Source organism: Candidatus Poriferisodalis sp., from assembly GCF_965198245.1.
In the GTDB taxonomy this organism is placed as follows: domain Bacteria; phylum Actinomycetota; class Acidimicrobiia; order Acidimicrobiales; family Poriferisodalaceae; genus Poriferisodalis.
Genome location: NZ_OZ240249.1, coordinates 4,162,712 through 4,186,311 on the forward strand (window position 1 = coordinate 4,162,712; position 23,600 = coordinate 4,186,311).

25 protein-coding genes and 3 pseudogenes are annotated in these 23,600 nt (G+C 65.6%); 9 read left to right on the forward strand and 19 right to left on the reverse strand.

What is annotated here, in order from left to right; genetic code table 11:
- The first annotated feature begins 4 nt into the window (after nt 1–4).
- On the forward strand, nt 5–130 hold the full coding sequence (locus ACOCMM_RS18455) for a hypothetical protein (protein WP_419554597.1): 126 nt from the start codon (nt 5–7) through the stop codon (nt 128–130).
- A 58-nt stretch (nt 131–188) separates the two neighbouring features.
- Here ACOCMM_RS18455 and ACOCMM_RS18460 read toward each other — a convergent pair whose 3' ends face one another.
- Genes ACOCMM_RS18460 through ACOCMM_RS18470 form a run of 3 tightly spaced genes read right to left on the reverse strand, consistent with a single transcriptional unit; the run spans nt 189 to nt 2,139 of the window.
- Complete coding sequence (locus ACOCMM_RS18460; RefSeq protein ID WP_419554598.1) at nt 189–479, reverse strand: hypothetical protein; 291 nt, start codon at nt 477–479, stop codon at nt 189–191.
- The gene (locus ACOCMM_RS18465) at nt 476–1,018 is read right to left on the reverse strand and encodes a hypothetical protein (RefSeq protein ID WP_419554599.1); all 543 of its coding nucleotides are present in this window, start codon (nt 1,016–1,018) and stop codon (nt 476–478) included. The genes ACOCMM_RS18460 and ACOCMM_RS18465 overlap by 4 nt, the downstream gene beginning before the upstream one ends.
- Before the next feature lie 2 nt (nt 1,019–1,020).
- Nucleotides 1,021–2,139: a magnesium transporter CorA family protein gene (locus ACOCMM_RS18470; RefSeq protein WP_419554600.1), complete on the reverse strand. Its 1,119-nt coding sequence runs from the start codon at nt 2,137–2,139 to the stop codon at nt 1,021–1,023.
- Between the two features lie 87 nt (nt 2,140–2,226).
- On the opposite strand from ACOCMM_RS18470, the pseudogene ACOCMM_RS18475 reads away from it, so the two are divergent.
- Together ACOCMM_RS18475 and ACOCMM_RS18480 are read left to right on the forward strand one after the other, a co-directional pair.
- Nucleotides 2,227–2,427: pseudogene (locus ACOCMM_RS18475) on the forward strand (D-alanine--D-alanine ligase); the annotation flags it as partial.
- 69 nt (nt 2,428–2,496) lie between these two features.
- Entirely contained in the window at nt 2,497–3,204 is a 708-nt protein-coding gene (locus ACOCMM_RS18480) for an N-formylglutamate amidohydrolase (protein ID WP_419554911.1), read from the forward strand.
- Here ACOCMM_RS18480 and ACOCMM_RS18485 read toward each other — a convergent pair.
- The 3 genes from ACOCMM_RS18485 to ACOCMM_RS18495 all read right to left on the reverse strand — a co-directional run bounded on the left by ACOCMM_RS18485 (nt 3,151) and on the right by ACOCMM_RS18495 (nt 4,376).
- On the reverse strand, nt 3,151–3,585 hold the full coding sequence (locus ACOCMM_RS18485) for a hypothetical protein (RefSeq protein ID WP_419554601.1): 435 nt from the start codon (nt 3,583–3,585) through the stop codon (nt 3,151–3,153). The two genes, ACOCMM_RS18480 and ACOCMM_RS18485, sit on opposite strands and share 54 nt — an antisense overlap.
- Complete coding sequence (locus ACOCMM_RS18490; RefSeq protein WP_419554602.1) at nt 3,582–3,782, reverse strand: hypothetical protein; 201 nt, start codon at nt 3,780–3,782, stop codon at nt 3,582–3,584. Before ACOCMM_RS18490 ends, ACOCMM_RS18485 begins: the two co-directional genes overlap by 4 nt.
- Before the next feature lie 429 nt (nt 3,783–4,211).
- The gene (locus tag ACOCMM_RS18495; protein WP_419554603.1) at nt 4,212–4,376 is read right to left on the reverse strand and encodes a hypothetical protein; all 165 of its coding nucleotides are present in this window, start codon (nt 4,374–4,376) and stop codon (nt 4,212–4,214) included.
- Nucleotides 4,377–4,845: 469 nt separating this feature from the next.
- On the opposite strand from ACOCMM_RS18495, the gene ACOCMM_RS18500 reads away from it, so the two are divergent.
- Both ACOCMM_RS18500 and ACOCMM_RS18505 read left to right on the forward strand, forming a co-directional pair.
- Nucleotides 4,846–6,144, forward strand: a complete 1,299-nt coding sequence (locus ACOCMM_RS18500) for an ATP-binding protein (RefSeq protein WP_419554604.1) — start codon at nt 4,846–4,848, stop codon at nt 6,142–6,144.
- 158 nt (nt 6,145–6,302) lie between these two features.
- Entirely contained in the window at nt 6,303–7,049 is a 747-nt protein-coding gene (locus ACOCMM_RS18505) for a hypothetical protein (protein ID WP_419554605.1), read from the forward strand.
- Here ACOCMM_RS18505 and ACOCMM_RS18510 read toward each other — a convergent pair.
- Nucleotides 7,046–8,332, reverse strand: a complete 1,287-nt coding sequence (locus ACOCMM_RS18510) for an IS256 family transposase (RefSeq protein ID WP_419554606.1) — start codon at nt 8,330–8,332, stop codon at nt 7,046–7,048. The two genes, ACOCMM_RS18505 and ACOCMM_RS18510, sit on opposite strands and share 4 nt — an antisense overlap.
- Nucleotides 8,333–8,420: 88 nt before the next feature.
- On the opposite strand from ACOCMM_RS18510, the pseudogene ACOCMM_RS18515 reads away from it, so the two are divergent.
- Together ACOCMM_RS18515 and ACOCMM_RS18520 are read left to right on the forward strand one after the other, a co-directional pair.
- Nucleotides 8,421–8,465, forward strand: a pseudogene (locus ACOCMM_RS18515) (hypothetical protein); the annotation flags it as partial.
- Nucleotides 8,466–8,487: 22 nt separating this feature from the next.
- Entirely contained in the window at nt 8,488–8,862 is a 375-nt protein-coding gene (locus ACOCMM_RS18520; protein WP_419554607.1) for a transposase, read from the forward strand.
- Between the two features lie 308 nt (nt 8,863–9,170).
- Here the strand turns inward: ACOCMM_RS18520 and ACOCMM_RS18525 are convergent, their stop codons facing one another.
- From ACOCMM_RS18525 to ACOCMM_RS18540, 4 genes and pseudogenes are all read right to left on the reverse strand, one after another.
- Nucleotides 9,171–10,508, reverse strand: coding sequence for a hypothetical protein (locus tag ACOCMM_RS18525; protein WP_419554608.1), 1,338 nt, complete (start codon nt 10,506–10,508; stop codon nt 9,171–9,173).
- A 102-nt stretch (nt 10,509–10,610) separates the two neighbouring features.
- Nucleotides 10,611–11,078, reverse strand: a pseudogene (locus ACOCMM_RS18530) (integrase core domain-containing protein); the annotation flags it as partial.
- A 153-nt stretch (nt 11,079–11,231) separates the two neighbouring features.
- Complete coding sequence (locus ACOCMM_RS18535) at nt 11,232–11,549, reverse strand: hypothetical protein (RefSeq protein WP_419554609.1); 318 nt, start codon at nt 11,547–11,549, stop codon at nt 11,232–11,234.
- 182 nt (nt 11,550–11,731) lie between these two features.
- On the reverse strand, nt 11,732–12,100 hold the full coding sequence (locus ACOCMM_RS18540; RefSeq protein WP_419554610.1) for a Panacea domain-containing protein: 369 nt from the start codon (nt 12,098–12,100) through the stop codon (nt 11,732–11,734).
- A gap of 250 nt (nt 12,101–12,350) precedes the next feature.
- Here ACOCMM_RS18540 and ACOCMM_RS18545 point away from each other — a divergent pair, with 250 nt between their 5' ends.
- Complete coding sequence (locus ACOCMM_RS18545) at nt 12,351–13,181, forward strand: PP2C family protein-serine/threonine phosphatase (protein ID WP_419554611.1); 831 nt, start codon at nt 12,351–12,353, stop codon at nt 13,179–13,181.
- 225 nt (nt 13,182–13,406) lie between these two features.
- Here ACOCMM_RS18545 and ACOCMM_RS18550 read toward each other — a convergent pair whose 3' ends face one another.
- Nucleotides 13,407–14,066, reverse strand: a complete 660-nt coding sequence (locus tag ACOCMM_RS18550) for a Panacea domain-containing protein (RefSeq protein WP_419554612.1) — start codon at nt 14,064–14,066, stop codon at nt 13,407–13,409.
- Nucleotides 14,067–14,551: 485 nt separating this feature from the next.
- On the opposite strand from ACOCMM_RS18550, the gene ACOCMM_RS18555 reads away from it, so the two are divergent.
- Nucleotides 14,552–14,722: a hypothetical protein gene (locus ACOCMM_RS18555; protein WP_419554613.1), complete on the forward strand. Its 171-nt coding sequence runs from the start codon at nt 14,552–14,554 to the stop codon at nt 14,720–14,722.
- A 408-nt stretch (nt 14,723–15,130) separates the two neighbouring features.
- Here ACOCMM_RS18555 and ACOCMM_RS18560 read toward each other — a convergent pair whose 3' ends face one another.
- The 7 genes from ACOCMM_RS18560 to hisD all read right to left on the reverse strand — a co-directional run bounded on the left by ACOCMM_RS18560 (nt 15,131) and on the right by hisD (nt 23,387).
- Complete coding sequence (locus ACOCMM_RS18560) at nt 15,131–15,853, reverse strand: ABC transporter ATP-binding protein (RefSeq protein ID WP_419554614.1); 723 nt, start codon at nt 15,851–15,853, stop codon at nt 15,131–15,133.
- Complete coding sequence (locus tag ACOCMM_RS18565) at nt 15,850–16,617, reverse strand: ABC transporter ATP-binding protein (RefSeq protein ID WP_419554615.1); 768 nt, start codon at nt 16,615–16,617, stop codon at nt 15,850–15,852. The genes ACOCMM_RS18560 and ACOCMM_RS18565 overlap by 4 nt, the downstream gene beginning before the upstream one ends.
- A gap of 90 nt (nt 16,618–16,707) precedes the next feature.
- A complete protein-coding gene (locus ACOCMM_RS18570) occupies nt 16,708–18,120 on the reverse strand; it encodes an ABC transporter substrate-binding protein (protein WP_419554616.1) in 1,413 nt (470 codons plus the stop codon).
- Nucleotides 18,121–18,166: 46 nt separating this feature from the next.
- Nucleotides 18,167–19,189, reverse strand: coding sequence for a branched-chain amino acid ABC transporter permease (locus ACOCMM_RS18575; RefSeq protein ID WP_419554617.1), 1,023 nt, complete (start codon nt 19,187–19,189; stop codon nt 18,167–18,169).
- Nucleotides 19,176–20,105, reverse strand: a complete 930-nt coding sequence (locus ACOCMM_RS18580) for a branched-chain amino acid ABC transporter permease (protein WP_419554618.1) — start codon at nt 20,103–20,105, stop codon at nt 19,176–19,178. Before ACOCMM_RS18580 ends, ACOCMM_RS18575 begins: the two co-directional genes overlap by 14 nt.
- Before the next feature lie 125 nt (nt 20,106–20,230).
- Entirely contained in the window at nt 20,231–22,039 is a 1,809-nt protein-coding gene (locus ACOCMM_RS18585; protein WP_419554619.1) for a thiamine pyrophosphate-binding protein, read from the reverse strand.
- A 13-nt stretch (nt 22,040–22,052) separates the two neighbouring features.
- Nucleotides 22,053–23,387 carry a histidinol dehydrogenase gene (gene hisD / locus ACOCMM_RS18590; RefSeq protein ID WP_419554620.1) on the reverse strand — a complete coding sequence of 445 codons (1,335 nt, stop codon included), beginning with the start codon at nt 23,385–23,387 and terminating at the stop codon, nt 22,053–22,055.
- Between the last annotated feature and the right edge of the window lie 213 nt (nt 23,388–23,600).

Sequence of the window (23,600 nt, forward strand, 5' to 3'; positions counted from 1 at the left end):
TGTCTTGGAGGCTATTGGTGCGGGCGTCAGCCGGGGAGCCCGCATCGGGCAGCCGCGAGCCCGGGTCGTCGGCTACTACGCGTACGCCAACCGCATCGCCGACGGTCTCGGCCTCGAAACCGAACCCTGAACTACCCACTGATCCGCGACCCCATCCAACCACGAAACAGGAAAGCCCGAGAGCACGGCTAGCTCCGCTCGGCGCCGACCCACTGGCGCCAGGCGACCACGACGCCGAGCAGCGTGATCCCGAAGAAGATTGTCCCGAACCCTGTTCCGGTGATGGCGCCGAACATCTCGATCACCGTGACGATGAACACGACGAACAACGCCAATGAGGCCAGCACGATCGCCGGCACGCGCCGCTGAACCGCCGCCAGCACGATCACCCCAACCGCCCACAGCCCGCCCGCGGCCGGCCAAGCGCCCGGCGCAAACGCAAACGCGCAGGATGCACAGAACCCCGTGAACCAGATCATCCGCAGCCAGGCTCGTACCGAGAAGTGGCTGGGCAGCCGCTGCACGAAGGGTGCGAACGTGGCGAAGCTGAGCGACAGCACCAGGACTCACCCTGCACGCGGGCGGAAATCACCAGCGCCATGCCCAGCGCTGAAGAGGCAACGAAGACGATCCACGTGACGGTCGCGTCAGTAACGTTCCCGCGCCGCGCCGCCACCCGAGTGGCCTGTTCGACGAGCGTCACGGCCACCACCATCAGCGCCAAGGCGACCCAGACCGACACCTCGGACACCGTGACGCTGAGCGGAAGCGTGAAGCCCAGTCGTGTCTCGCTGCCGGTCGCCAACGCCAGCGGCAACGCGACAAGTCCGATCACTGCCCAGGCCCCAGCGGCTCGCGAACGGAACCACCAGGTGAAGGCCAGTGCGAGCAGCCCGAACAGCACAAGCGCACCTCCCCCGTACGCCAGCGCATCTGCAGTCCGCGACCCTTCGGCGTCAGCGGGCGGCGCGGGCTCAGCTTCGACCGATCGTGCGCTCGGACGCGGCTGTCGTGGCACGATCAGTCGTGGCTCGATTCGTTGGGCCGGTGACGGCGAGCCACTGAGCCCGCGATGGTCCGCAGCGGCGTGGCGGAGATCTCGAAGACCGCTTCGACGAGCTGTGCCGGTGCGCGTGCGGCCTCGATGAGGCCTCGACCGAGCACGTCGCCGGCCGTTCGGCCCGAGGGGCGACGAATCCATCCCACCGAGACGAAGACCCCGAGCGACAGCGCCGCAACCAGCACCATGAATGCTGTGACCCAGATCCAGCCGCCCGGCCGACCGAGGAGGGGGAGGTCGGCGAAGTTCATGCCGAAGAAGCCGACGACGAGCGTCAACGGCAGCATGATCGCCGCGTACACGGTCAGAACCTTGGTCACCTCGGTTGCTTGGCGGGCTTCGGCACCCCGGTAAGCGTCGAGGCTCTCCGCGAGTGCGGTTCGCGCCCCGTCGACACCTTGAGCGGCACGCGACGCCGTGTCGAAGACGTCCGAGAAACGGCGCCGACCTGCGTCGGTGACTACTGCTGAGGTGGAGCGCCGAAGGATGTCGAGTGCTTCGCGCTGGGGATGCACGGACCGGCGCAGCGCCGCCAAGTCGGCGCGGACTGCGGTGATCTCGTGGAGGAAGTCGGCGTCGGCCCGCAATGCGAGCCCGGTCAATTCCTCGTTGCGGTCGTCGAAGACATCCAGCACCGTGACGAGCCGGCGGGTCGCGACATCAGCCAGCCGGGCAAGTGTTTCGTCGGGGCCGCCGTTGGCGACTTCGGGCTGGCACATGACGCCGTCCCAGAGCACATCAACGGACGGCGACTGCCCGCTGTGAATGGTGACAAGGCACCGCTGCGAGAGGAAACAGCTGAGTTCGTAGCAATCGATGCGCTCGCCGCTCAGCGCATGCAGAACAACGAACACCGTCCCGCCGAAGTCGTCGACCTTGGGAAGATCCGTGTCTTGGACTGCGTCCCGGACGGCAAGCGCATCCAGCCCCAGCAGGTCGGTGAAGGCGCTGACTTCTTCGACCTTGTCGGGCGCCGCCGTGATATCGATCCACACCCAGCCGGATGCGGGCAGCGTCGGCGGCGGCTCCATGGCTTCGGCGCACTCACTCGCACCGAACTGAAGTGCTCGAATCAACACTGACACGATGCTGGCACGCCGCCACAGCGAACTGGCTGATCCGCACTCAGGCGAAGGGGCGGGCGGCGGCGTGGCGTATCCGATGAGCTCTCCCAGCAGGCCCAGGACATCGCCCTCCGCTCGTTCTCGGTGCTGGGACTGTTCGACTGCGCCCGCGTCGACATGAGAGTGGACGACGACGACAACATCTACGTGCTCGAGGTCAACAGCCTGCCGAGCCTCGGCGAGCACGGGTCGTACCTGATGGGCGCCGCCCATGTGGGCATGGACTTCGCCGCGTTCGTCAACCGCTTGGTCGAGGTTGCCAGCGGGGTGGCGCAGCGCTTCGGGCACGGCGAGACCACTCACCTGTCGGTCATGGACGCGCACGGCAACGTCGTGGCGCTGACGCAGTCGATCGAGAACGTGACGCATCCGTATTACCTGCGCCCGAACGCCGTGCCGTGGGCCAGCGTGGCTCCGACGATCGTGTTCCGGTCCTCCGAGCCGTGGCTGGCGATCGGCTCGCCCGACAGCGAACGCATTCCGCCCACGATCCTGCAAGTGCTGCTACGCCTGCGGAACTCGTCACCGATGGCAGCGGTGGACGCGCCCCGCATCCACTGCTCGCTGCAAGGCGAGGTTTCGGTGGAGGCGTCACGGATTGCCACCGATGTGCTGGTCGCGGTCGTCAAGACCCATACCTGCTGGAAGGTGCCCGTCTACCGTCGGCCGCTGAGCGAATCCGAAGTCGAGCGACTCCTGGGCGCCTACCACAGCCCCTATCACGACCAGCTCAGCGAGCTGGGACGGAGCGGCCGGTGGCCCCTGGGTGTCGACTGCCACACGATGGCCGCGAGCGGGCCGCCCGTCGGACCCGACCACGGCAAGGAGCGGCCGTGGATCTGTCTGAGCAACGGCGACGGAACCTGCCCGCGGACCTGGATCGAGGGCATGCGGGCGTGCTTCGCCGAACTCGTCGACGGGCCGGTGAACGTCAACGATCCCTTTCGGGGCGGCTACATCACCCGCTCACTCGGCGAGCAGGGTGATGCGCCAGGGTGGATCCTTGCGGGGTACATATGAAGTCCACAGGGTCAGGGCCACGTCGCCGCTCGTGGCGGTGAGCGTGCAGTAGGGGCCCGGCTCGGTGTCGGGCGGCGGCGGCGGGCACGGCTCGTCGATGTCGATGCGGTCCCAGCCGGCGCCGGTTGCCGCCGACCGCAAGTCCTCCGCCTCGGGCGGGTCCTGCGCCGACCACTCGACCCTGTACGACGTGCAGCCCGTTCCGGTGCACAGGAAGTCGGTGCGCAGCTCGCCGCGCGCCTGCTCAGCCCATTCCGGCGGAGCGGTCAGCTCGTCCGCCGCCACTGCTCGGGCAGGGTCGCTCGGAGCACACCCGGCTACGACCAGAACCGCGAGCAGCGCAGCCGCGGCTCTCACGATGACCGTGAGCGGCGTGCTCATCGACATGACGGCACCACGAACAGGTACTGGTGGGAGTAGGTGTTGTCCTGGTCGCCGTCGTGGGTCTGCGGGACATCGGGACCGTCGTCGTCGACAATAATCAGCGTCCCCCGGTAGTCGTCGTTGATGACCATCTCGGTGACGGGCTCGCTGAAGCACACCCACACCGTGAACATTCTGCCCGAGTCGAGGCTCACGCTGCGCGGCCACCCGCCGGGCGACCGCGTGTAGGGGCCTCCCGGATGCCAGTGGGTCCATCAACAAGAGCGCGCCCGAAGCGCCAAAATCAGCCCCCAAGACCCCGATTTCGCCTAGATGGCAACAGACGGGGATTTTGGTGGCTACGAGACCTGGTGGGATGTTGGCCAGTTCCGTTTGCCCAGGTCAGATGGGGTGGATTTTGGCCCTCGTCGCGATCTCCACATTGATTTGGGCGAAGGATGTGTGTCGAACAGCGCGTCGGGCTGGCGGCGGTCCGCGTCGGTGAGGGTGTCGGGCCGGCGCCCCAGCACGAACCGGGCTCTGAACACGTCAGGGTCGAACGCCGGGGTGACGCCCGGCGGGATGCGGCCGTGTCGGCGTTGATGATCACGGTCACATAGCGATGCCGCTTGCGGATCGAGGTCTCATCGACCAGCAGCGCTCGGCGCGGCGACGCTCGCCCACAGCCCGGCCCAGGCGCCCACCAGGGCGTTGACCATATGCCAGCCCACCTGGTGCCGGCGCGCCGCCGAGGCGAGCGTCATCACCTGCGCGTCGGCCACGATCCAGCGCGCCAGCCGCGCCGTCACCGATCCCAGCAGGGCCTCGACCCCTGCACAGGGACCCTCAGCCGCTCAATTCCACAAAACCGCGAAGGCTCGAATTGTCGTTTCATACGTAGTCCGAATACGGTCGGAATTGCGATAGCCGATAGGGCATTGATTCTCTTGTTTGAGTGGCCACGAGGAGAGGTCACGGCTCGGGCAATAACTGGAACGCTTTCTGTGTGCAAATTTGCCCTCTGTGCGGGTATTTCTGCACAGAGAACTGAGCAGCAAGGGGCCCCGGCAGGCCGAGCCGCCTATCCGCTGGCGCCCCCGCAGAGCAGGGCCGGGTTGAAAGCCCTGCTGAGCAGTAGCTCGGTGGGGTTTTCGTTCGTCAGACCGTGGGGAATCACTACGCTCACATCAACGCGATTGCTACACTCACGTCAACGTGATCGCTACGCCCGCTGGACTGGAATCGCTACATCCATATGTCGACTGCCGGAGAGACACAGTGAGCGCCCCTCACGCACCCCGCAACCGGACGCTCATGCCGAGCGGCTATCGGCCACGCGTGGCCGATGCCCGAGTCACCGAGTGCCTGGACTCGGTGGCCGCAGTGCTGATAGAGGGGCCGAAGGGATGCGGCAAGACGTGGACCGCTCTGCGCCACGCCCGCAGCTCTGTCCGCTTCGACGGCGACGCGGCGGCACGACGGCTCGCCACTGTGAGCCCGGAGGCCGTCCTTCGAGGTGAGGCTCCGAGGCTGCTCGACGAGTGGCAGCTCGCTCCCGAGATCTGGAACCACGTCCGCCACGCATGCGACCGGTCGGGCGAGCCAGGCAGGTTCCTGCTGACGGGATCGGCGGCTCCGGTCGACGACATCGTGCGCCACTCCGGCGCAGGCCGCGTGGCGAGGGCGAGGCTGCGTCCGATGTCCCTGCTGGAGTCTGGCATGTCAAGCGGACTGGTGTCCCTAGGCGGCCTGCTGGGCGGTGAGCCAGCCCCTGCAGGGACCAGCGAGGCCGAGTTTCGCGACGTGCTCGAAGCCCTCTGTGTGGGCGGATGGCCGTGGCTCCTCGACCAGTCTCCGGAGGTGGCCCAGCGAAGACTTCGCGAGTACCTCGACGAGGTGCGGCGCTTGGACCTCGACATCGGTTCGGGGCGCCGACGCGATCCGGTGCTGGTCGAGAAGCTGCTCATCTCGCTGGCACGCAACACCGCTACAACGGCTCCCAACTCCCGCCTGGCCTACGACGCCGACAACGACAGGCCGCTGAACCACCAGACCGTGCGCGCCTACCTCGATGCTCTGACCCGGCTGTTCATTGCCGAGGATCTGCCCGCCTGGCCCACCCATCTGCGTTCGCGCGCCCGGTTAACGAAGTCTCCCAAGAGGCACTTCGTCGACCCGTCGCTGGCTGCTGCGGCCCTGCGGGCAGGCCCCGACGCGCTCACCGCCGATCTGGAGGCCTGCGGCTTGCTGTTCGAGTCGCTGGCCGTGCGCGACCTGCGCGTCTACGCAGACGCCCACGAGTGCGACCTCTACCACCACCGCCTCGACAACGGTCTCGAGGCCGACGCCATCATCCGGCGCCGCTACACCGGCGAGTGGATGGCGGTGGAGGTGAAGCTGTCCCACACTCCTGACGCCGTCGACGCCGCGGCCCGGTCACTGCGTCGCGTCGCCGCCGCCGTGGACACCTCCAGAGCCGGACCGCTCGCCGCGCTATTGGTCATCACGCCGACCGGCTACTCCTACACCCGTCCCGACGGCGTGAGTGTGGCCCCCCTCACCGCTCTGGGCCCCTGAGCTGCCTCGGCGGCCGCGACGATTACCGGCTCTTCGGATCTGAGCGGGGTTTGGGTTAGGCGGGAGGTTCCTCGGTACGCGAGACGAGGACTCCAAGAATCGGTGATTTGTTGCGCCGTCGAGTCTGTGGAGTCCTCGTGGAGATTGATCCTGCGCGTATGTGTGAGCTGTTGGTCGGGTTGCCTGATGTCGATGTGGTCGGCGTCGATGAGTTGGTGCGGGGGTGGCTGGTGGTTGTGGTCGCGGTTCGCGAAGAGCGTCCGAGCTGTGCAGGGTGCGGAGCCGCCGCGTGGGTGAAGGATCGTCGCGAGGTCGATCTGGTGGATCTCCCGGCGTTCGATCAGCGCGTGGTGCTGCGGGTGATCCGGACCCGTTGGCGCTGCCCGGTGCTTGGGCGCGGGATCGGTTCGTGGACCGTTGAGCATCTCGCGGTCGCGCCGGCCGGTCACCGGTTGAGGGCCCGAGCGGCTCGCTGGGCGACTGAGCAGGTCGGCCGCTGGGGCCGCTGGGTCAGCGAGGTCGCCGACGCGCTGGGGACGCACTGGCGCACGGTCAACGACGCCGTGGTCGCTTACGGCGAAGCGCTCGTGGGTGCCGACAACGACCGGATCGGGGCGGTTCGGGCGTTGTCGCTCGACGAGACCCTGTTCATGCGCGAATGGCGCTGGCGGGTCCAGCGGTGGTCAACCCAGATCGTCGACGCCAGATCGGGCCAGTTGCTCGGGGTCGTCGAAGGACGTGACGCTGGGGCCCCGGCCCGCTGGCTCGCAGCACGGGACCCCGGCTGGCTGGCGGGGATCGGGTGGGCGGTCATGGATCTGTCGGGGCCGTATCGGGCGGCGTTCGACACGATGCGGGAGTGTCCGATGTTCTGTGTAAGCGGGCCGGTCGGTTGGTCATTTTAGGTGAGCGGGAGTCGTCCTGGGTAGCGGACGGCGAGCTGGTTCAAGCAGCGTTTCCATCCGATGGTTCCTGTTCCTTGTGGTCCTCCTCTGTTGGTGGTGATGTTCCTCACGGCGAGGTAGAGCAGTTTGAGGGCGGCTTGCTCGTTGGGGAAGTGCCCTCGGTTCTTGGTGACCTTTCTGAGCTGGCGGTTGATGGACTCGATCATGTTGGTGGTGTAGATGACCCGGCGGGCTTCTGGGGGGTAGTCCAGGAACGGGATGAACTGTTCCCAGCTCGACCGCCACAGGCTGACCACGGCGGGGTATCTGGCGCCGATGCCGGCTTCGAACTCATCGAGCGCCGCCTCGGCGGCTTGGGCGTCGACGGCGGCGTACACGGGCCGCAGTTCCTTGGCGACTTGTTTGCGGTCGTTCCAGGTGACGTAGCGGTGCGAGGCTCGAAGCAGGTGCACCACGCAGGTCTGCACGGTGGCCGCGGGCCAGGTCGCCTCGATCGCGTCGGGGAGGCCTCGCAGGCCGTCGCAGCACACGATCAGCACGTCTTGGACGCCTCGGTTGCGCAGCTCGGTGAGCACCCCCAGCCAGTACTTGGCGCCCTCGCCGTCGCTGTCGCCGATCCAGATGCCCAGCACATGCTTGCGGCCGTCGAGATCGACGCCCACGGCGAGATAGGCGGGCCGGTTGGCGACGTGGCCGTCGCGGATCTTCACGTTCAGCGCGTCGATGAAGATGATCGGATAGACAGCATCGAGGGGCCGGCTGCGCCACGCCGCGAGCTCGTCGAGCACCCCGTCGGTGACACGGCTGATCAGGTCATGGGACACCTCCACGCCGTAGATCTCGGCCAGATGGGCCGCCACGTCGCGCACGGTCATGCCCCTGGCGTACAAGGCGATGATCTTGTCGTCGAACCCTTCCAGGCGCGATGTTCCCTTGGGCACGATCCGAGGCTCAAAGGAGCCGTTGCGGTCCCGGGGAGCGTCCACATCCACGGTGCCGACGCCGGTGTGCACCCGCTTGGGCGTGACGCCGTTGCGCGAGTTGCCCGACCCCGCTCCCGCAGGGTCGCCCTTCTCATAGCCCAGATGATCGGTCAGCTCCTCCGCGAGCGCCCGCTCGAGCACCGCCTTGGTGAGCTGGGTCAAAAGCCCGTCCGCGCCCAGCAGCTCGGCGCCCTCGGCGCGGACGCGTTCCATCACCGCGTCCAGCGCCCCCTCAGGCACCAGCGGCGTCGTGTCCGCCGCCGGCCTCGCCGGCAGCCTCTCTCGATAATTCTCAGTCATTGCGGTCCTTCCTGTCGCCTCGGCATCCATCACCGACACGACACTCTCAGACCAACCCCCTTACACAGAGGATCTGACACTCTCCACGATGCTTCCCGACGCCGAACAGGTCGCCGATCCGTTCCATGTGGTCAAGCACGCGAACTCCAAGCTCGATGAGTGCCGGCGACCCTCGGGGCGAGGTCGCCTACGCCTGGCACGCGAAAGAGGCGGTCCGGTTCTTCTACGACATTCCCAACGCGCGGACCGCCAACCGATACCTCGCAGCACTCGCCGGGGACCTCCAAGACAACGAGTTCCCACCAGAGGTCCGATCCCTGGGCCGCACACTCAACAGGTGGCACACCCAGATCGTCAACCGGCACCAAGCCCGAGCCTCCAACGGCCCCGCTGAAGCCATCAACAACCTCGTCAAACGCGTCAAGCGAGCAGCATTCGGGTTCCGCCAGTTCCGGCACTACCGGATCCGATCACTCCTCTACGCCGGCAAACCCGACTGGACACTCCTCGACACCATCACACTCCACTGAAATCCGAAGAGCCCGTTAAGCGGAGTTCAAGAGGCCCAAATCGCGTCCCGAGCGGGCCAAAGCCCAAGAAATCGGCCCAATAGAGACCTTGCGCGCAACCCACAAGCTGCGCGCACTATCGGAAGCTGACGCATCGCGTGGTCAGCTGCAGCGGCTCGCGGATTCCGTGACTTGCTACTCAAATGGCCCGAACCGATCTGATGCGCTCCGGATCACCACTTTCGCGAGCGTCCCCGTCCAATGAGCATCACAATCACCGACAGCGACGATCTCACCTGGGTGCTGGAGGCTGCTGCGAAGCTGCAGATTCACGACCCTGGCTCTTGTAGTCGCCAATTTCCGAAGTCATCGTCGGCTGTCCATTCGCGGGTTTTGTTGCAAGGATTCCACGCGTCGATGGAGAAATCCCGTCCTTCGAGAATTCGAACTTCTGCACCACTCGATTCGACTTGGCACACCCACGCTCGATAGTCACCTTCGGAAGCCAAGTCGTTGCTCGGAAGCGCAATCTCTAGCCATTGGATTCCGTCCGATGAGTAGAACAGTTTTGGAGGCCATTCGGCCCGTGGGCCATACCCACCTGGCACTCCGCTTGTGGTTAGCGCATATCCTGTGCTGAGGCCGAAGAGTTTGCAGCAGGCTCCTGAGAATTCAGGTAAGTCAGATCGTACGGGCGTGCCGTCCCATTCTGAATGCCAAAAGAGACCACGGTACTCGTCCGGGCTCAGATAACCCTTCATGCTGCGCGTGCCGTAGCGATACCAGTCGAATTGCGTAATCCCAAGGTCTTCAAAAGATACGAAGCAAGTGAAGGCGTCGTGGCCGCCGTCCACTAATAGCGTTGGGTAGAGGCCTTCTGTTTCGTGGCTAGGTTGATCCCATACCCAATCGCTGACATAGCTAATACTTTGGCCGCGTTCGTCAAAGTCGCCGGGAATGAGTTCTCGTATCCTCAGATAGGTGATGCCGCTCGCGGCGAACATCCAGCCCGTCGGACCGATGATGAGCGCTTCCGGGATTACGGCATAGTGCAACGGATACGGAAGAGCCTCTGGAGGGTCCAACGGCAGTGAGTGCTGCACCTTGCGGCCTGCAGAATCCGTAATGTCAATAATGAGCGTTTGTGGCTCGTATGCTTCCTGCCGGACTCGCCAGTATCCATCCCGGTCGTGTGCTGCCTCGCTGGCATAGAAGGGATGGGGAGAGGTTGCCGCGACAATTTCATAGTTCTCATCTGATGCCCTTAGAGGTGAGTAGTACGACAAGTCGACCGGCTGGAAATCGGCGGCATCAGCAGGATCGAACTCCAACTCGTGGCAAAGCGGCGGCGGCTCAGCAGGTAGCTCGGTTACAGGCTCTGATTCGGCGGCAACGCCATCCTCGGCATCGTCTGATTTGTCAGCTTCAGGCTCGACGGCATCCTCCACCTCCGACACGGTCGTCGTAGGCGCTACAGGCATCGTGGTGCTTGCTGCGATGGTGGTAGTGCTTGGCTCGGCCGCTTCGGTGTCGTCGGGACGCGTGACGCTCACCGGAACATTCGTCGTCGCGCTGCTTGCAGCCTCGGTCGGCACCGGAGCGGAAACAACGGGCTCATCCACTGCACCCTGGCAACCGGACACGATCATCAACGACGCAATGCCCACAGCAATGAACAATCGTCGCTGTCGTGACCACACCAATAGTTCCAATCGCAGTCGAGGCTGCCATTCGGAGACTAGCTGTGCTGCTGACGTAGGCGGTTGACATCAGGGTTGGCTGGTTTTCTGTTTGAGTCTTTCATAGGGGGTCTGGCCGTCGAGTCCGCCGTGGGGTCGTTCGAAGTTGTAGTAGTCCTCCCATTCGCGGAGCCGGTCGTTGAACATGTCGGTGTCGTCGATGGTGACGCCTTCGAGCAGCCGGTAGGACTCCTCGGCGTCGATGCGGTGGGAGCGCTCTACCTTGCCGTTGAGCCTGGGCGTGGCGGGCTTGATGTAGACGTGGCCGACGTCGATCTGGACCCGGTGGCCCGGTCGCTGTTTCTCATACCGCTTCCATCGCTGGGCGCGGCGCTGGTAGCGCTGGTTGGCCGGCAGGCGGCCGAGCCCCAGCCGGTGCAGGATCCGCCACACTCCTGAGGAGGAGTTCTCGACGTCGTGGTAACGCTTGAGGTACATCGCGATCCGCGCGGGACCGAAGTGGTAGCTCTGGCGCAGGTGCACGATCCGCTCGACCACTGAATCACCCCGGGTTTCGTGAAGGCTCTAGGGGTCCCTGGGTTCGGTGGCGGCGTGATGTCGGATTCGTGCTGCCGGTTGGTGTTGATGTCGAGCAGGTCGGTGATGATCGGTCGTTCGAGCTCGCGGCGGATCGTGGCCGGAGTTCGTGGTTCAGTCGTTCGGGTCGTCCTCGATCATGTCCCAGTAGCCAGGATCGACCTCGTAGTCGGCGATCTCGACCACACCTGGCTCCACGAGCACCCCAGCAAAAACCAGAGCGCCAAAGACCGGGTCAACAATGTGGAGGGTGCGGATCTCCGAGTGGAAGTCGAAGAGCAGGTTTCCGAAGTCCCGAAATCCGATGAGTGCGGCAGCGGGCGGCCCGGACCAGAAGTCCCACTCCGACGGCCGTCCGGTGGCGCTTCGTTCGGGGCCGTACGTGCTCGTGATCTTCTCGACTGCAGCCTCGCCGACACGAACCTCGAACATCAACCAGCCGTTGCAAGCCCGTATCGCTCCGCCACCGATCTGGATAGCCGCTCACTGGTTGGGGTCGCAGCCTGCGGGAAGTCGAGAAACGCCGTCGAAAACGGGATCGTTTCGCCGATCTCGGTCAGTCGCCAGCCCGGCTCCTGATGAGACAGCTCGCTGACCTGAGTTCCGGACATCCCCTATGGCTGGTCGAGCACATCTTCGATGGTCTGCATCTCCTCGGCGGTGAACCAGGTCAGGTCTGCTGCGCGCTTCGGCACCAATCGGTGCTGAGGGCGACCGAGGAAATCCTCTTCGATCAACTCGGCCGCGCCGGAGTCAATCAGCCGTCGCCGGACCGGAAGGAGCTGATGCGGGGCCGGTCCATGAGGAAGCTTCTGGAACTGACAACCCGACACCACTCGATGATGTCGCCGCAAGTGCGTGAACTCGACGAAGAACAGCACCTTGTTGAGCTTCGTGGCGCCTCCAGCGCGGTCGCCCTGCAACCGAGACGAGACGTGCAGCAGCAACTCGGCGAACTTGTCCTCGACGTAGGCGACATCCATGGGATTCACCGTACGAGAAGGGTGTGACGAACCATAGGAGCATCGGCCTTGCCGGATGGTGGGATGTTGGGACGTTGGCCAGTTTCGTATCCGCAACGTTCAGGCTGCTCGAGGTGCTCCTGCAACACCCAATCGTCACCACTGGCGGTGTCGGTGCCGCGGGAGTTCGCGAGGCGGTTGGGCAAATGCGTTCGTGTGCTGTCACATCTCCTCGGTACGGTCACAACAGCACTCGAAATGGGCACCGGACATGAACTCCGACCTGACCACCGACATCGCGACCCGCACCGAGATCGGTCCCCGCGACCGCCAGGAGGACCGCGCCCGCGCTGTCGTGAACCCTGACGGATCGTGGATGATCGCTGTCGCAGACGGACTCGGCGGGCATCCGTATGGGGATGAAGCCGCACAAGCGGCAGTCGACACGCTGCCCGAGCGCATCGCCGATGTAGCCGAGATGACCGCCGCGTTCAACGCGGCGAATGCTGCGGCGTGGGCGCTGCGCCCAGAGATGCGCGCCCACAACGAGGGCGTGTCGTCGGCGATCGCGCTCACGACGCTGGTCGTCGCAGCATGGACACCCGAAGGAGGGTTGCTGCTGTCGTGGATCGGGGACTCGATGGGATTCGTGGTTCCCCTCGGAGGCGGGTCGGGTTGGCACAGCACACCGCACAACGACCCTTTCGGGTTCATCAGCCGTTGCATCGGCATGTCCCGCGCCGGCCAGGACAGCTTCGACCTGCCGCCCGGTGACGTGGATCATCTCGGTGACGATGTGCGCGGCGAGCGTGTGGATCGCTGGATCGAAAACGGCGGCCTGCTGGTCGTGCTCGCCACCGACGGATTGTTCGGCCCGATCCTGGGCGCTCATGGCCGGGAGTGGTTCAACGACGATCCAGACGACGACAGCCTCGGCTTCGCGCTGCCGGCAGATCGACGCGGCACCGCCGCGGACGCGGCAGACACGCTGATGGACACCGCCCGGTTCGCGGGACTCCAGGACAACATCACGATTGCGGTCGCACGCATCACACCCGAGGTCTCTGAGGACTCAGGCGATTCGACGCCAGCAGAGGCTTGAGATAGCGCCGCGAGACTCCTACGAGATGGACGAACGGCGATACCCGGTCAACTTGAGTCATTTCAGGGCCAACGATTCAGCTTCACGGGGTTGAATGGGCCGAGGAATACCCTGCGTTCACGGAAGCAGGAGACACGATGGCCAAGAACGGCGACAAGGGCGGTGGCCGGAACGGTGCCGTGAAAGGCCGCAGTCAGTTCCAGAATCCGAAGAACGGCAACTGGATCAAGCGCGACGCGTCTCGTCGAGCAGGAGCCGGTTCGCTCGTCCTCGGGCAGCCCTCAATGGGTCCAAGATCTTCTCGCTGCATCCGCGCGGCGCTGGCTCGTCATCATCGGTGTGGCTGTCGAGCATCCGCTGGAAGCGGCGCAGCGTCGCGGATGCGTCCGGGACGGTGGGTGTCTCGTCGAGGTCGAGGATGACGTTGCGTTCCCCGCCGTCTTGAGCCTCTTGCATGGGAGCGGTCTCGTAGGTCAGGTTCTTGAGCTGGGTGGGGCTGAGGTGCCCGTATTCCGCCAGGATCGCGTCGAGGTGCTCAACGAAGCGATCTGCGCGCTCGGCTTGCTCGAATACGAGCGGTGGGGCAGTAAGACGAAATTCCGGGCTGCCGAACAGGTTCAGGGTTGGCTTGACGCTGATCTCGCCCGCCGTCTTCAATGCTTCCTCCACGCGGTACAAGTCTTCGGTGAACGGTCCGTGTTTCTGCCACAGCCACACCACGCCTGAACCAGAGCGGCCGTCGTGCTCGATCGAGCGCAGGTCCGCCAGATAGAGGAGCTTCGCGACCTTCATACGCGTCATTCGCTGTTCACGAGCAGCCGCGAATCCCAGCAGTGTCTTCATGGCCGACGACGCACGCGCGACATCGGTGCTCAGACGGGCCACGAAGTTCAGCGTAACCGTCTCATGATGAGACGCCGCGACAGACGGATTCTCAGACATTTCGTTAGCTCCAGCCAATTCGGAGTGTGCTCGAAGTTGGGTCATGTCCCGCGGAGTCGAGACTCCTGCGTGCCGCAGCATCGGGCTTCGATGGCGTGCCGGGCTGCGCAACAGCCGTCCGAGGCAGTTGTCTTGTTGATGTCGGAATGGCCTGAACACGTTCGGGTCTCTCGGGTCGGGTGGGATTCGGTGGGGGCGGGGCGCAGGAGACGCTGCGGGGTGAGGTCGCGAATACTGCCACGGGGGTGTCACAACAAACCCGCGGAGCCGCAGACGTGCTGCGGCGTCCAGGGGTTGGCTGCCACGGCTGGGTCGATTGCTATTGCACGCCGACGTGAGGTGGACCGAATCGGCCCGGGATTGGGTGGGTGACGACATCAGTCGGATGAGTGGAGAAATACACTGAATTCACGGAGCCGGGAGGCACGATGGCCAAGAACAGCGCAAAGGGCGGCGGCCGGAACGGTGCCATAAGAGGCCGCAGTCAGTTCCAGAATCCGAAGAACGGCAACTGGACCAAGCGCGACATGTCCTCGGGCCGATTCATGGCGATGAAGCGATCTGGCGGGCCGTTCAAGGGCGTGCGACGCGAGCACTGAACGGCGCGAAACAAGCCCCGGAGCTGGGCTCCCGGGGCTTGCTGATTGGTGGCGTGTTGGCCAGTCGCGTTGGCCCAGGTCAGACGGGGCAAATTTTGGCCGGTCCGTGAATCTCCACATGCTTCTAGCCGAATCTCCACATTGGCCCCGCAGAGCCAAAACCCCCGGTCAGAGCGCTGCACGGCACACCGAGGCCAAGTGGGTAGTGCAGAAATGCGCTCTCAGAGGGTCATGTTCGGCGCGAAATGACCGTTTTCGGGCGCCCTGAGCGCCCTCGCGGCGCTCACGGTTATGAGTTCCTTGCCCCTTGGGGGCTCCGGCCCAGCGGTCCAGAGAGTCGGCGTGTCAATGCCGGCTGATCAAATGAACGCGAACTGAGTGAAGTCTCGGCTGCGGAGCCGGTGCCCGTCAGGCCGGTCGGCTAACCCCGAGATGTGTCTCTTGGAGGTCGGTTCTGTGCGCGAACTCGGTGCTGGTCATGTCGAGGAGGGTCTCGCCACGCACCATTACTAGGAGCCGTTCGGCGATGCGCAGCGCCGCGTGGAGGTTCTGCTCGATGACGAGGATGCCGATCCCGGCGTCTCTGAACAACGACGCGCATTGGTCGATCAGTTCGTCGACGACGAGGGGTGCGAGGCCTTCGGACGGCTCGTCCATGACCAGCAGCTCCGGCCCGGTCGCGACGGCTCTGCTGATTGCCAGCATCTGCTGTTCGCCTCCGGACAGGTCTCGGCCGAGGCTGCGCCTTCGCTCGCCGAGCTGGGGGAACAGGTCGTAGATCGCGCTGGTGGGCCAGTCTCGGTCCTGCCTGGGGCCGAGCATGGTGAAGTGCTCGTCGACGGTGAGACTGGCGAACACTCTCCGGCCTTGGGGGACGTACCCGATGCCGGCGCGTCCGATCATCACGGGTTTCTTGCCCAGGATCTGCTGGCCGTCGAGATGCACCGTGCCGTGCGCATCGCGGTGGATCCCGGTGATCACGTTGCACAGAGTGGTCTTGCCCATGCCGTTTCGTCCGACGATTGCGACGCGCTCTCGGCCCATCGCGAAGCGCACGCCGTGCAGGACCTGTGCCGTGCCGTATGCAGCCGAGTCGATGCGGACGTCGAGGAGCGTGTCGTGCGCGCTCACGGTGCCCCGCCATGATGGGAGTTGGCCGACGGCTCAGCTCGTGTGCCGTGCTGTTCGCCGAGGTACACGGCGCGCACCAACGGGTCGGCCTCGATCTCGTCGGGAGTGCCGGCGGCGATCATCCGCCCCGATTCGAGCACGATGACACGATCGGCGACGGTGAGCGCGACTTCCATGTCGTGCTCGACGAGCACGAGCGCGACACTCCCGTCGAGGCCGAGCAGCAATTCGGTGAGCAACGACCGCTCGCTTGCGGACAGACCCGCGGCGGGCTCGTCAAGCAGGATCACCACCGGATGCGCGGCGAGCGCCATGGCAACTTCGAGCTGACGGCGCTCGCCGTGGCTGAGCACTTCCGCGATGTCGTCGATGCGGTGCGTCAGACCGACGGTTCCGGCGAGATCCTCGGCCGCTTCGCGCATCCGCTGGCGCTCGGCTCGGCTGAACCGCAGCGACAGGCGGTGAGCTTCGATGCCTCGACGAGCGAGGATGAGGTGCTCCGCGACAGACAGGCCGTCGAACACCGACGACGTCTGGTAGGTGCGCGCCAGTCCTCGGCGCACCCGGTGGTGAAGCTGCAAGACGGTCACATCCTCGCCGGCCAGGATGATGCGTCCCGAGTCGGCTTCGAGGTCCCCGCAGACGAGGTTGAACAGTGTCGACTTGCCGGCCCCGTTAGGGCCGAGTACGGCGAGGCGTTCCCCGACAGCGACCTCGAAGCTCACATCGTCGACGGCGCGCAGGCCGCCGAACGACCGTGACAAGCTCTCGACCCGGAGTGGGGAGGGAGCACACCTGGATCGGTCGTGTCGGGCAGGTCTCATGTCGGGGAACGCCTCGCAGTTGCTCCAAGGTCAGCCGCAGCTCGGGTTCTCGCGGCTGAAGCTTCCTTGGGCGATGTAGTCGTCCCGGTCGAAGCCGAGCGTGGCGTTGACCTTCGGGAGCGTCTCGATCGTCCCCTGAGCGCCGTTCTCGACGCGGCGGAGGTACATGTCCACGACGGCTTGGCGGTTGTCGTCGAGCGACACCGGTCCGATCGGGGTCACCCAGCTCTGCTGCGCGAGCGCTGCCTGGAACGCCCGGCTGTCGTCGTTGATGTCGCCGCCCACCTCTTCGAGTGCCTGCAGCGCGGACTTGATGGCCACGTAGTAGTAGACGTTGAAGATGTTGGGCGTCTGCCCGGGAAACACCGAGTCGAGGTACTCCGCGAAGGCGTCGAACTCGGCCAGTCCAGAATCGTCGACCACCGGCCCGGACGAGATCAGTCCCTCTGCGCGGGAGCCGAGCTCGGACAGCACCGACTGATCGACCGCTGTGGGTCCGGCGATCAGGGGAATGGCCTGTCCGGTGAACTCGTCGTACTGCTTGACGAAGTTGATGGCGTCAGTGCCGCCCATCGCGAAGAACACACCGTCCACGTCGCTTGGGATCTGCGCGACGAACGACGAGTAGTCCTGGGTGCCCAGCGGCACCCAGATCCGCTCGGCGACGGTGCCGCCCAAAGCGCAGAACTCGGTGAGCACGGCGCCGACCTGGTCGTAGGGGTACGAGTAGTCCTCGGCGACCGTCGCAATGCGTCTATAGCCGAGTTCCTCATACGCGTAGGTGCCCACACCGAAGGTCCACATCGCGCCGTCGCCTCCGAAGCGGAACACGTTGTCCGCGGGATCTCGAAGCGTGAGATCCTGCGACGCCGAGGTTCCGTTCACCAGGGTGACGTGTGGCAGCTCTCGGATGTAGTCCTTAAGTGCTAGGCCTTCGTCGCCTGACAGTGGCCCGATGACGATGTTGGCGCCGTCTTGCTCGACCATCTTTCGGGTCGCCTCGACTGCGACGTCGGGTGTGGCGTCGGAGCCTTCGATCACAAGTTCGATCGGAATCCCTGCCACGGATGCTCCCGAGACGCCGTCGCGGGTCGCGGTTCCGTCGAGCGTGCCGCCGTACTCCAGCAACGCGAGTTTCACGCCGTGCATCGAGAAGTCCCCGAGCGCCGCGAACGGCCCGTCCAGTGTCGAGATGGCGCCGATGACGATCCGGTCAGTGCCGGGGGCGTCGTCGTCTGTGCTGCTCGGCTCGGGGTCGCTGTCGGATTCGCTCGCGTCGCTGGCCTCGGTGCTATCGGGAGCGTCCTGGCCGGCCGCTGTTGCCGCCGGCTCATCTGCCGGTTCTGCCGAGTCGCCATTGTCACCGCATCCGACGGCAAATAGGCTCGCAGCGGCTAAGACCGCCAGAAGACGCCCGAGCGCCCTCCTCTTGGGGGTTCGCATGTGTTTTCCTCCTTGTTCGCTGGCCGCGGCATTCCGCCGAGGCCGGTCATGGGCCGGGGCGACCGACTGGTCGGCCAGCCACTTCTTGGTCCGGGGCCGGCCTATGGCCTCGGACCAACCTGAGCGCATGTCGCGCTCGGGATCGGAACCCGATCAGGACTCCGGTGAGTCCGTGTCGGGACAGCAACACGACAGCCATGAACGCGACGCCGACGAGGGTCTCGGCGCGGTTGGTGAAGTCGCTTGCGTAGTTGCGCAGCAGGGTGACCGCGACAGCGCCGATGTAGGCGCCTTCGAAGCGGAGCGTCCCGCCAATCATCACGACGATCAGCAGCTCGATCGTGCGCGTGATGTCGATCGAGCCTGGGGAGATGGCGCCGTTGTACCAAACCGAGATCACACCGCCGAGGCCGGCGGCGACGCCTGCCACGACGAACGCGGACACGACCGTCGTCTCGGTGCTGTACCCGAGGGCCTGCAGCCGGTGCCGGTTGTCGCGCAGGCCTCGATACGCGAGACCTGCGGGGGTGCGCGCCACATATCGCAGCAGCGCTGTGACGGCGACCGCAGCGATGGCGGTCACATAGAACAACGGCCGTCGCTCGTTGAGGTCGAAGCCGAACAGCATCGGCGCGTCGAATCCGTTGAATCCGGTGTGGCCACGTGTGATCGGCTGGTACTGCTGAGCAAAGAAGAACACGAACACGCCGATCGCCAGCGTGAGCATCATCAGGTACAGGCCTGAGCTGCGACGGCTGACGACCCCGACGACGAATCCGGCCGCCGGGCCCGAGGCGAGAGCGACGGCGACGGCCCACCAAGTGCCCCAACCGTGATCGAGCACCAAGATGGCCATGATGTAGCCCGATGTGCCGAAGACCGCTGTCTGGGCGAGGGACAGCACGCCAGCCTGGCCGATCAGGAACGCGAGCCCGGCTCCCACGATGCCCAGCCACAGCGACTTGATCACGATCTGCAGCAGCACGAAGTCCGACACCAGCGCCGGCAGGGCCACGATCGCTGCAGCGGCGATGCCCAGAGTCGCTGCGGTACGGCTAGAGGCGCGCATCGGCTCGTCTCCCGAACAGGCCGTTGGGTCGCAGCGCCAGGATCGCGATCAAGGTGCCGAAGGTCATCAGCACGCTCAGGATCGGGTGGTGGGTCTGCGCGAACGCCTCGACGAGCCCGACGATCACCGATGCGGCGGCGGCACCGCCGATGCTGCCGAGCCCGCCGGCGATGACGACGATCAGCGACGCCAGCAGGATCCGGTTGTCCTCGCCCTGGGCGAGCGACAGATACGTGCCCCCAGCGGCTCCTGCGATGCCCGCGAGCGCGCCGGCGAGCCCGAAAGCGGCGGCGAACACCAGCTCGACGCGTATGCCCAGGATCGACACCATGTCGCGGTCGTCGACACTGGCGCGGATGGTGGTGCCGAAGCGGGTGCGGTGCATCACCGCCCACAGCGCAATGCCGACGGTGAGCGCGACTCCCACGACCGCCAGCCGGAACTTGGGGTACAGCAGGTCCGAACCGGGCAGACCGATCGATCCGCTGAGCAGCGAGGGTGGGTCAAGGTCCGAAGGGACGCCTCCCCAGCGTGCGAGCACCTGGTCTGCGATGACGATCGCCGCGCCGAGCGTGAACATCGTCTCGCGCAGGCCGTCGCCGCGCAGTCGGCGCAGCACCAGGTACAGCGCGATGCTCAGCACCGCGGAGAACGCCGCCCCGGCTGCTGCGCTCGCGAGCCAATTGCCGGTGGTGCGCTGTGCAGTGAGCGCGATGTACCCGCCGATGAGGTAGATGCCGCCGTGCGCGAGGTTGGTCACCCGCACCAAGCCGAACACCAGCGTGAAACCGCTCGCCAGCAGGAAGTACAGGCCCGCTGACGTCAGCCCGTTTAGCAGGACCAGCAGCGACCGGTCCCCGATCCCGACCGATTTGTAGACGACGTAGAACGCGATGGCTCCGGCGAGGGCGACCACTGCGAGACGCCTGTCAGTGGGAAGACGGATCGCTGGGGGCCGCGGGCTCTGTGTCGCGTCGGCGCGCCCGGCCGCAGGGCTGCGACGGCCAGTCGCAGCTGGGCGCGGCGGGACGCGGAGAGAGCTCAGAGGTGCTGCTCCTCGGTCAGCGCCGCCGCGTAGTCCTCGCGGGCCTCCGCGGGCGCTGTGGGCAGCAGTGGAAAGTCCCACCAGCCGACGACCTCGGCTGCGGCGATCGCTGCGTCACGGGTGATGATGGTCTCAACCAGTGCCGGCTCGTTCGACTCGATTGCTCGCTGCAGGGCCTTGGCGAGATCGTCGGGACGGTCGACTTTGCTCACTTGGGAGAAGCCGAAGCTGCGTGCGAGAGCTTCGAAGTCGACCGAGTACTCCTCGCCTGAGACGTGGCTGAACTCCGAGCCGATCTGGCGAGTCATCAGACCCAGCTGGCCGTCGCGGATCGAGATGAACCCCTTGTTGTTGAGGATCACGAACACGACCGGCAGGTCGAGCATTGCGCAGATCGCCAGTTCCTGCATCGTCATCATGAAGTCGCCGTCGCCGACGATGCACACCACCGGGGTGTCGGGCTTCGCGAGCTTGGCGCCGATCGCCGCGGGCACTGCGAAGCCCATGGGGGAAAAGCTGCCCGAGGTGATGTGGGTGCGCGGCTCGTAGATGGGGAAGGCCTGCTTGGTCGACGACTGGGGATGCCCCGAACCGACGGTCACGATGCCGTTGCGCGGCAGCGCCTGACGCAGTTCGTGCAGCACCCGCAGCATCGTCAGCGGCGATCCCTCGTGGTAGCGACGCGGCCGCAGCACCTCCTCCCAGTCGGCCTTGAGCCGTGCGATCTCGCCGTGGTAAGCGTCCCGATCCCCGGCGGCTCGCTGGTGGTCCGCTGGTGAGAGCGCGTCGAGCATGTCGCCCAGCGCCGACTTGACATCGGCGACGATGCCGACCTCGGCGGGATAGTTCTTGCCGATCTCTGCCGGGTCGATGTCGACCTGGATGAGCCTGCCGGGCGGCAGCGAGAAGGTCGCTCCTTTGCGCCACGACGACGCGGACCAGTCGGTGAACTTGCAGCCCAGCGACAGGACCACGTCCGCGTTCGCGGCGACGGTGTTGCCGGGAAGCGAACCGGGCCAGCCCGCGGTGCCTGCGTTCAGCTGATGATCGTCGGGGAGCGCACCCTTGCCGTTCCACGTGTACACGACCGGTATGCGGAGTCCGTCGACGAGTGATGCCAGCTCTGGTGCGGCGTCGGACATGACTGCGCCGCCTCCCGCGACGATGCACGGCCGCTGGGCTTCTGTGAGCAGTCGCACCGCGGCTTCGATGGCGTGCTGGTCTGCGCGGGGGCGTCCGACGGGAAGCCTGCGTTCGAGCTCGGATACCTCGACGTCGGCGGACTCGACTTGCACGTCGAGGGGGATCTCGATATGCACGGGGCCTCGGCGGCCGGTGAGCATCGCGTTGAACGCGCGGTGCATCAGGAACGGTGCCTCCTCTGCGCGGACCATCTCGAAGTTGCGTTTCGTGACGGCTGCGGACACGGCGGGGAAGTCCGGGGAGTGGAACCGGTCCAGTTCCTGCATCACGCCGTGGTTGCGCATGTGCGTCGCTGTCGATCCGGTGAGCAGCAGCAGTGACGTCGAGTCCGCGTACGCGGTCGCGAGGCCGATGACTGTGTTGGTCGTGCCCGGCCCGATCGAGGCCGTCGCCGCGATCGGCTGGCCGGTCACTCGGTAGTGGGCGTCCGCGATGTGGACAGCAGACTGCTCGTGGAACACCTGGACGAACGGAAGCCGGCAACCGTCGTCGAGGAACGCGTCCAGCAGACTCCAGTTGCCGTGCCCCGGCAGCCCTGTGACATAAGGGACGCCGTAGTTCTTGAGCGCTTGGGCGATGAGTTGTCCGGTTGTGTGGCCCATAGGGGTTGCCTCCTCAGATGTGATCGTCGGCGCCGTTTGCCGCTTGGGCCCCGGCGAGGCCGAGACGGTCGAGGCGTACCGTGGCCGTCAGCGCGTGCCCGAACATTCCCTCCGCGTCGCTGATCGCTGCGGTTGCTAGCGCAACGCCCTCGGCGCAGGCCGCGTCGTCGACGTATTGGTAGGTCGGGGTCTTCAGGAAGCTGCCGACCCACAGCCCGCTCGTGTAGCGGGCTGCCGCTCGGGTGGGCAGCACGTGGTTGGTGCCGATCGCCTTGTCGCTGTATGCGACAGTCGCGTCGCTGCCCAAGAAGATCGTGCCGTAATTGCGCAGCTCGTCATGCCACCACCCCAGATCGACGGCATGCACTTCGAGATGCTCGGGCGCCATGTCGTCAGCGACGGCCACCGCGGCTTCTCTGTTGTCGCACAGCACTACGCAGCCGTAGTCGCGCCACGCAGCTCCGGCCACGTCCGCTGTCGGGTAACCGGATCCGAGCAGGCGCTCGACCTCTCCGATCGTCGCTGTGCCGACCGTCTCGCTCACGGTGACCAACGCAGCGGGGCTGTTGGTGCCGTGCTCGGCCTGGCCCAGCAGGTCATAGGCCAACAGCCCAGGATCGGCGCTGTCGTCGGCAATCAGCAGCACTTCGGTCGGGCCTGCCAGCAGATCGATGCCGACCGTGCCAAACAGCTGGCGCTTGGCCTCGGCCACGAACGCGTTACCGGCGCCGCACAGCAGGTCCACCGGCCCGCCGAATCCCTCGACGCCGTATGCCATCGCCGCAAGCGCCTGAATTCCGCCGACGGCGTAGATCTCGTCCGCGCCCGCACGCGACATAGCAGTCAGCTGGACGGGATGAACGCCCCGGCCGGGCTTGGCGGGCGCGCACCCGACGATGCGTTCCACGCCTGCGACCTTGGCGACGGCGATCGTCATCAATGCAGAGGCGATGAGCGGATATACCCCGCCGGGCACATAACAGCCCGCGGAGCTCACCGGGACGATCCGATGCCCCAGGCGCATCCCGTGCCACGCCGTGTGCTCCAAAGGCAGGATGCACTCCTTCTGCGCCATCGCGAACGATCGGATCCGCTCCAAAGCGAAGTCGATCTGAGCGACGAGATGCGGTTCGACAACGGACTGGGCCTCGCGGATTTCGTCGGCGTGGACCCGAAACGACTGCGGATCCCACTCGTCGAATTGCCGGCTGTAGCCGCGCACCGCATCGATGCCGCTGGTCGAGATGTCCGCCAGGACCTCGCGGACCGTCTCGGACACGTCGATCTGGGAGTACTGCTGCTCCGGCTCCTTGAGGTACCGCCCGAGGTTGGCGTCTCGTAGTTGCATTCCTCCCCCGGAATTGATCGTTTTCGGCCGCCGATGCACACATTTTTATGCATTCGTATGCGCAACCGTGGCGCGCGAGCGTATACGCAGGCTAACGGTGGTGTCAAGTGACAACCTCTGCCGCGTTGACAACATCTTGACGGCGGTATTTCTGCAACTTCTCCGTGCAATACAGCACCAATATGTGCATATAGCAGTGCATAGTTCGCTGCG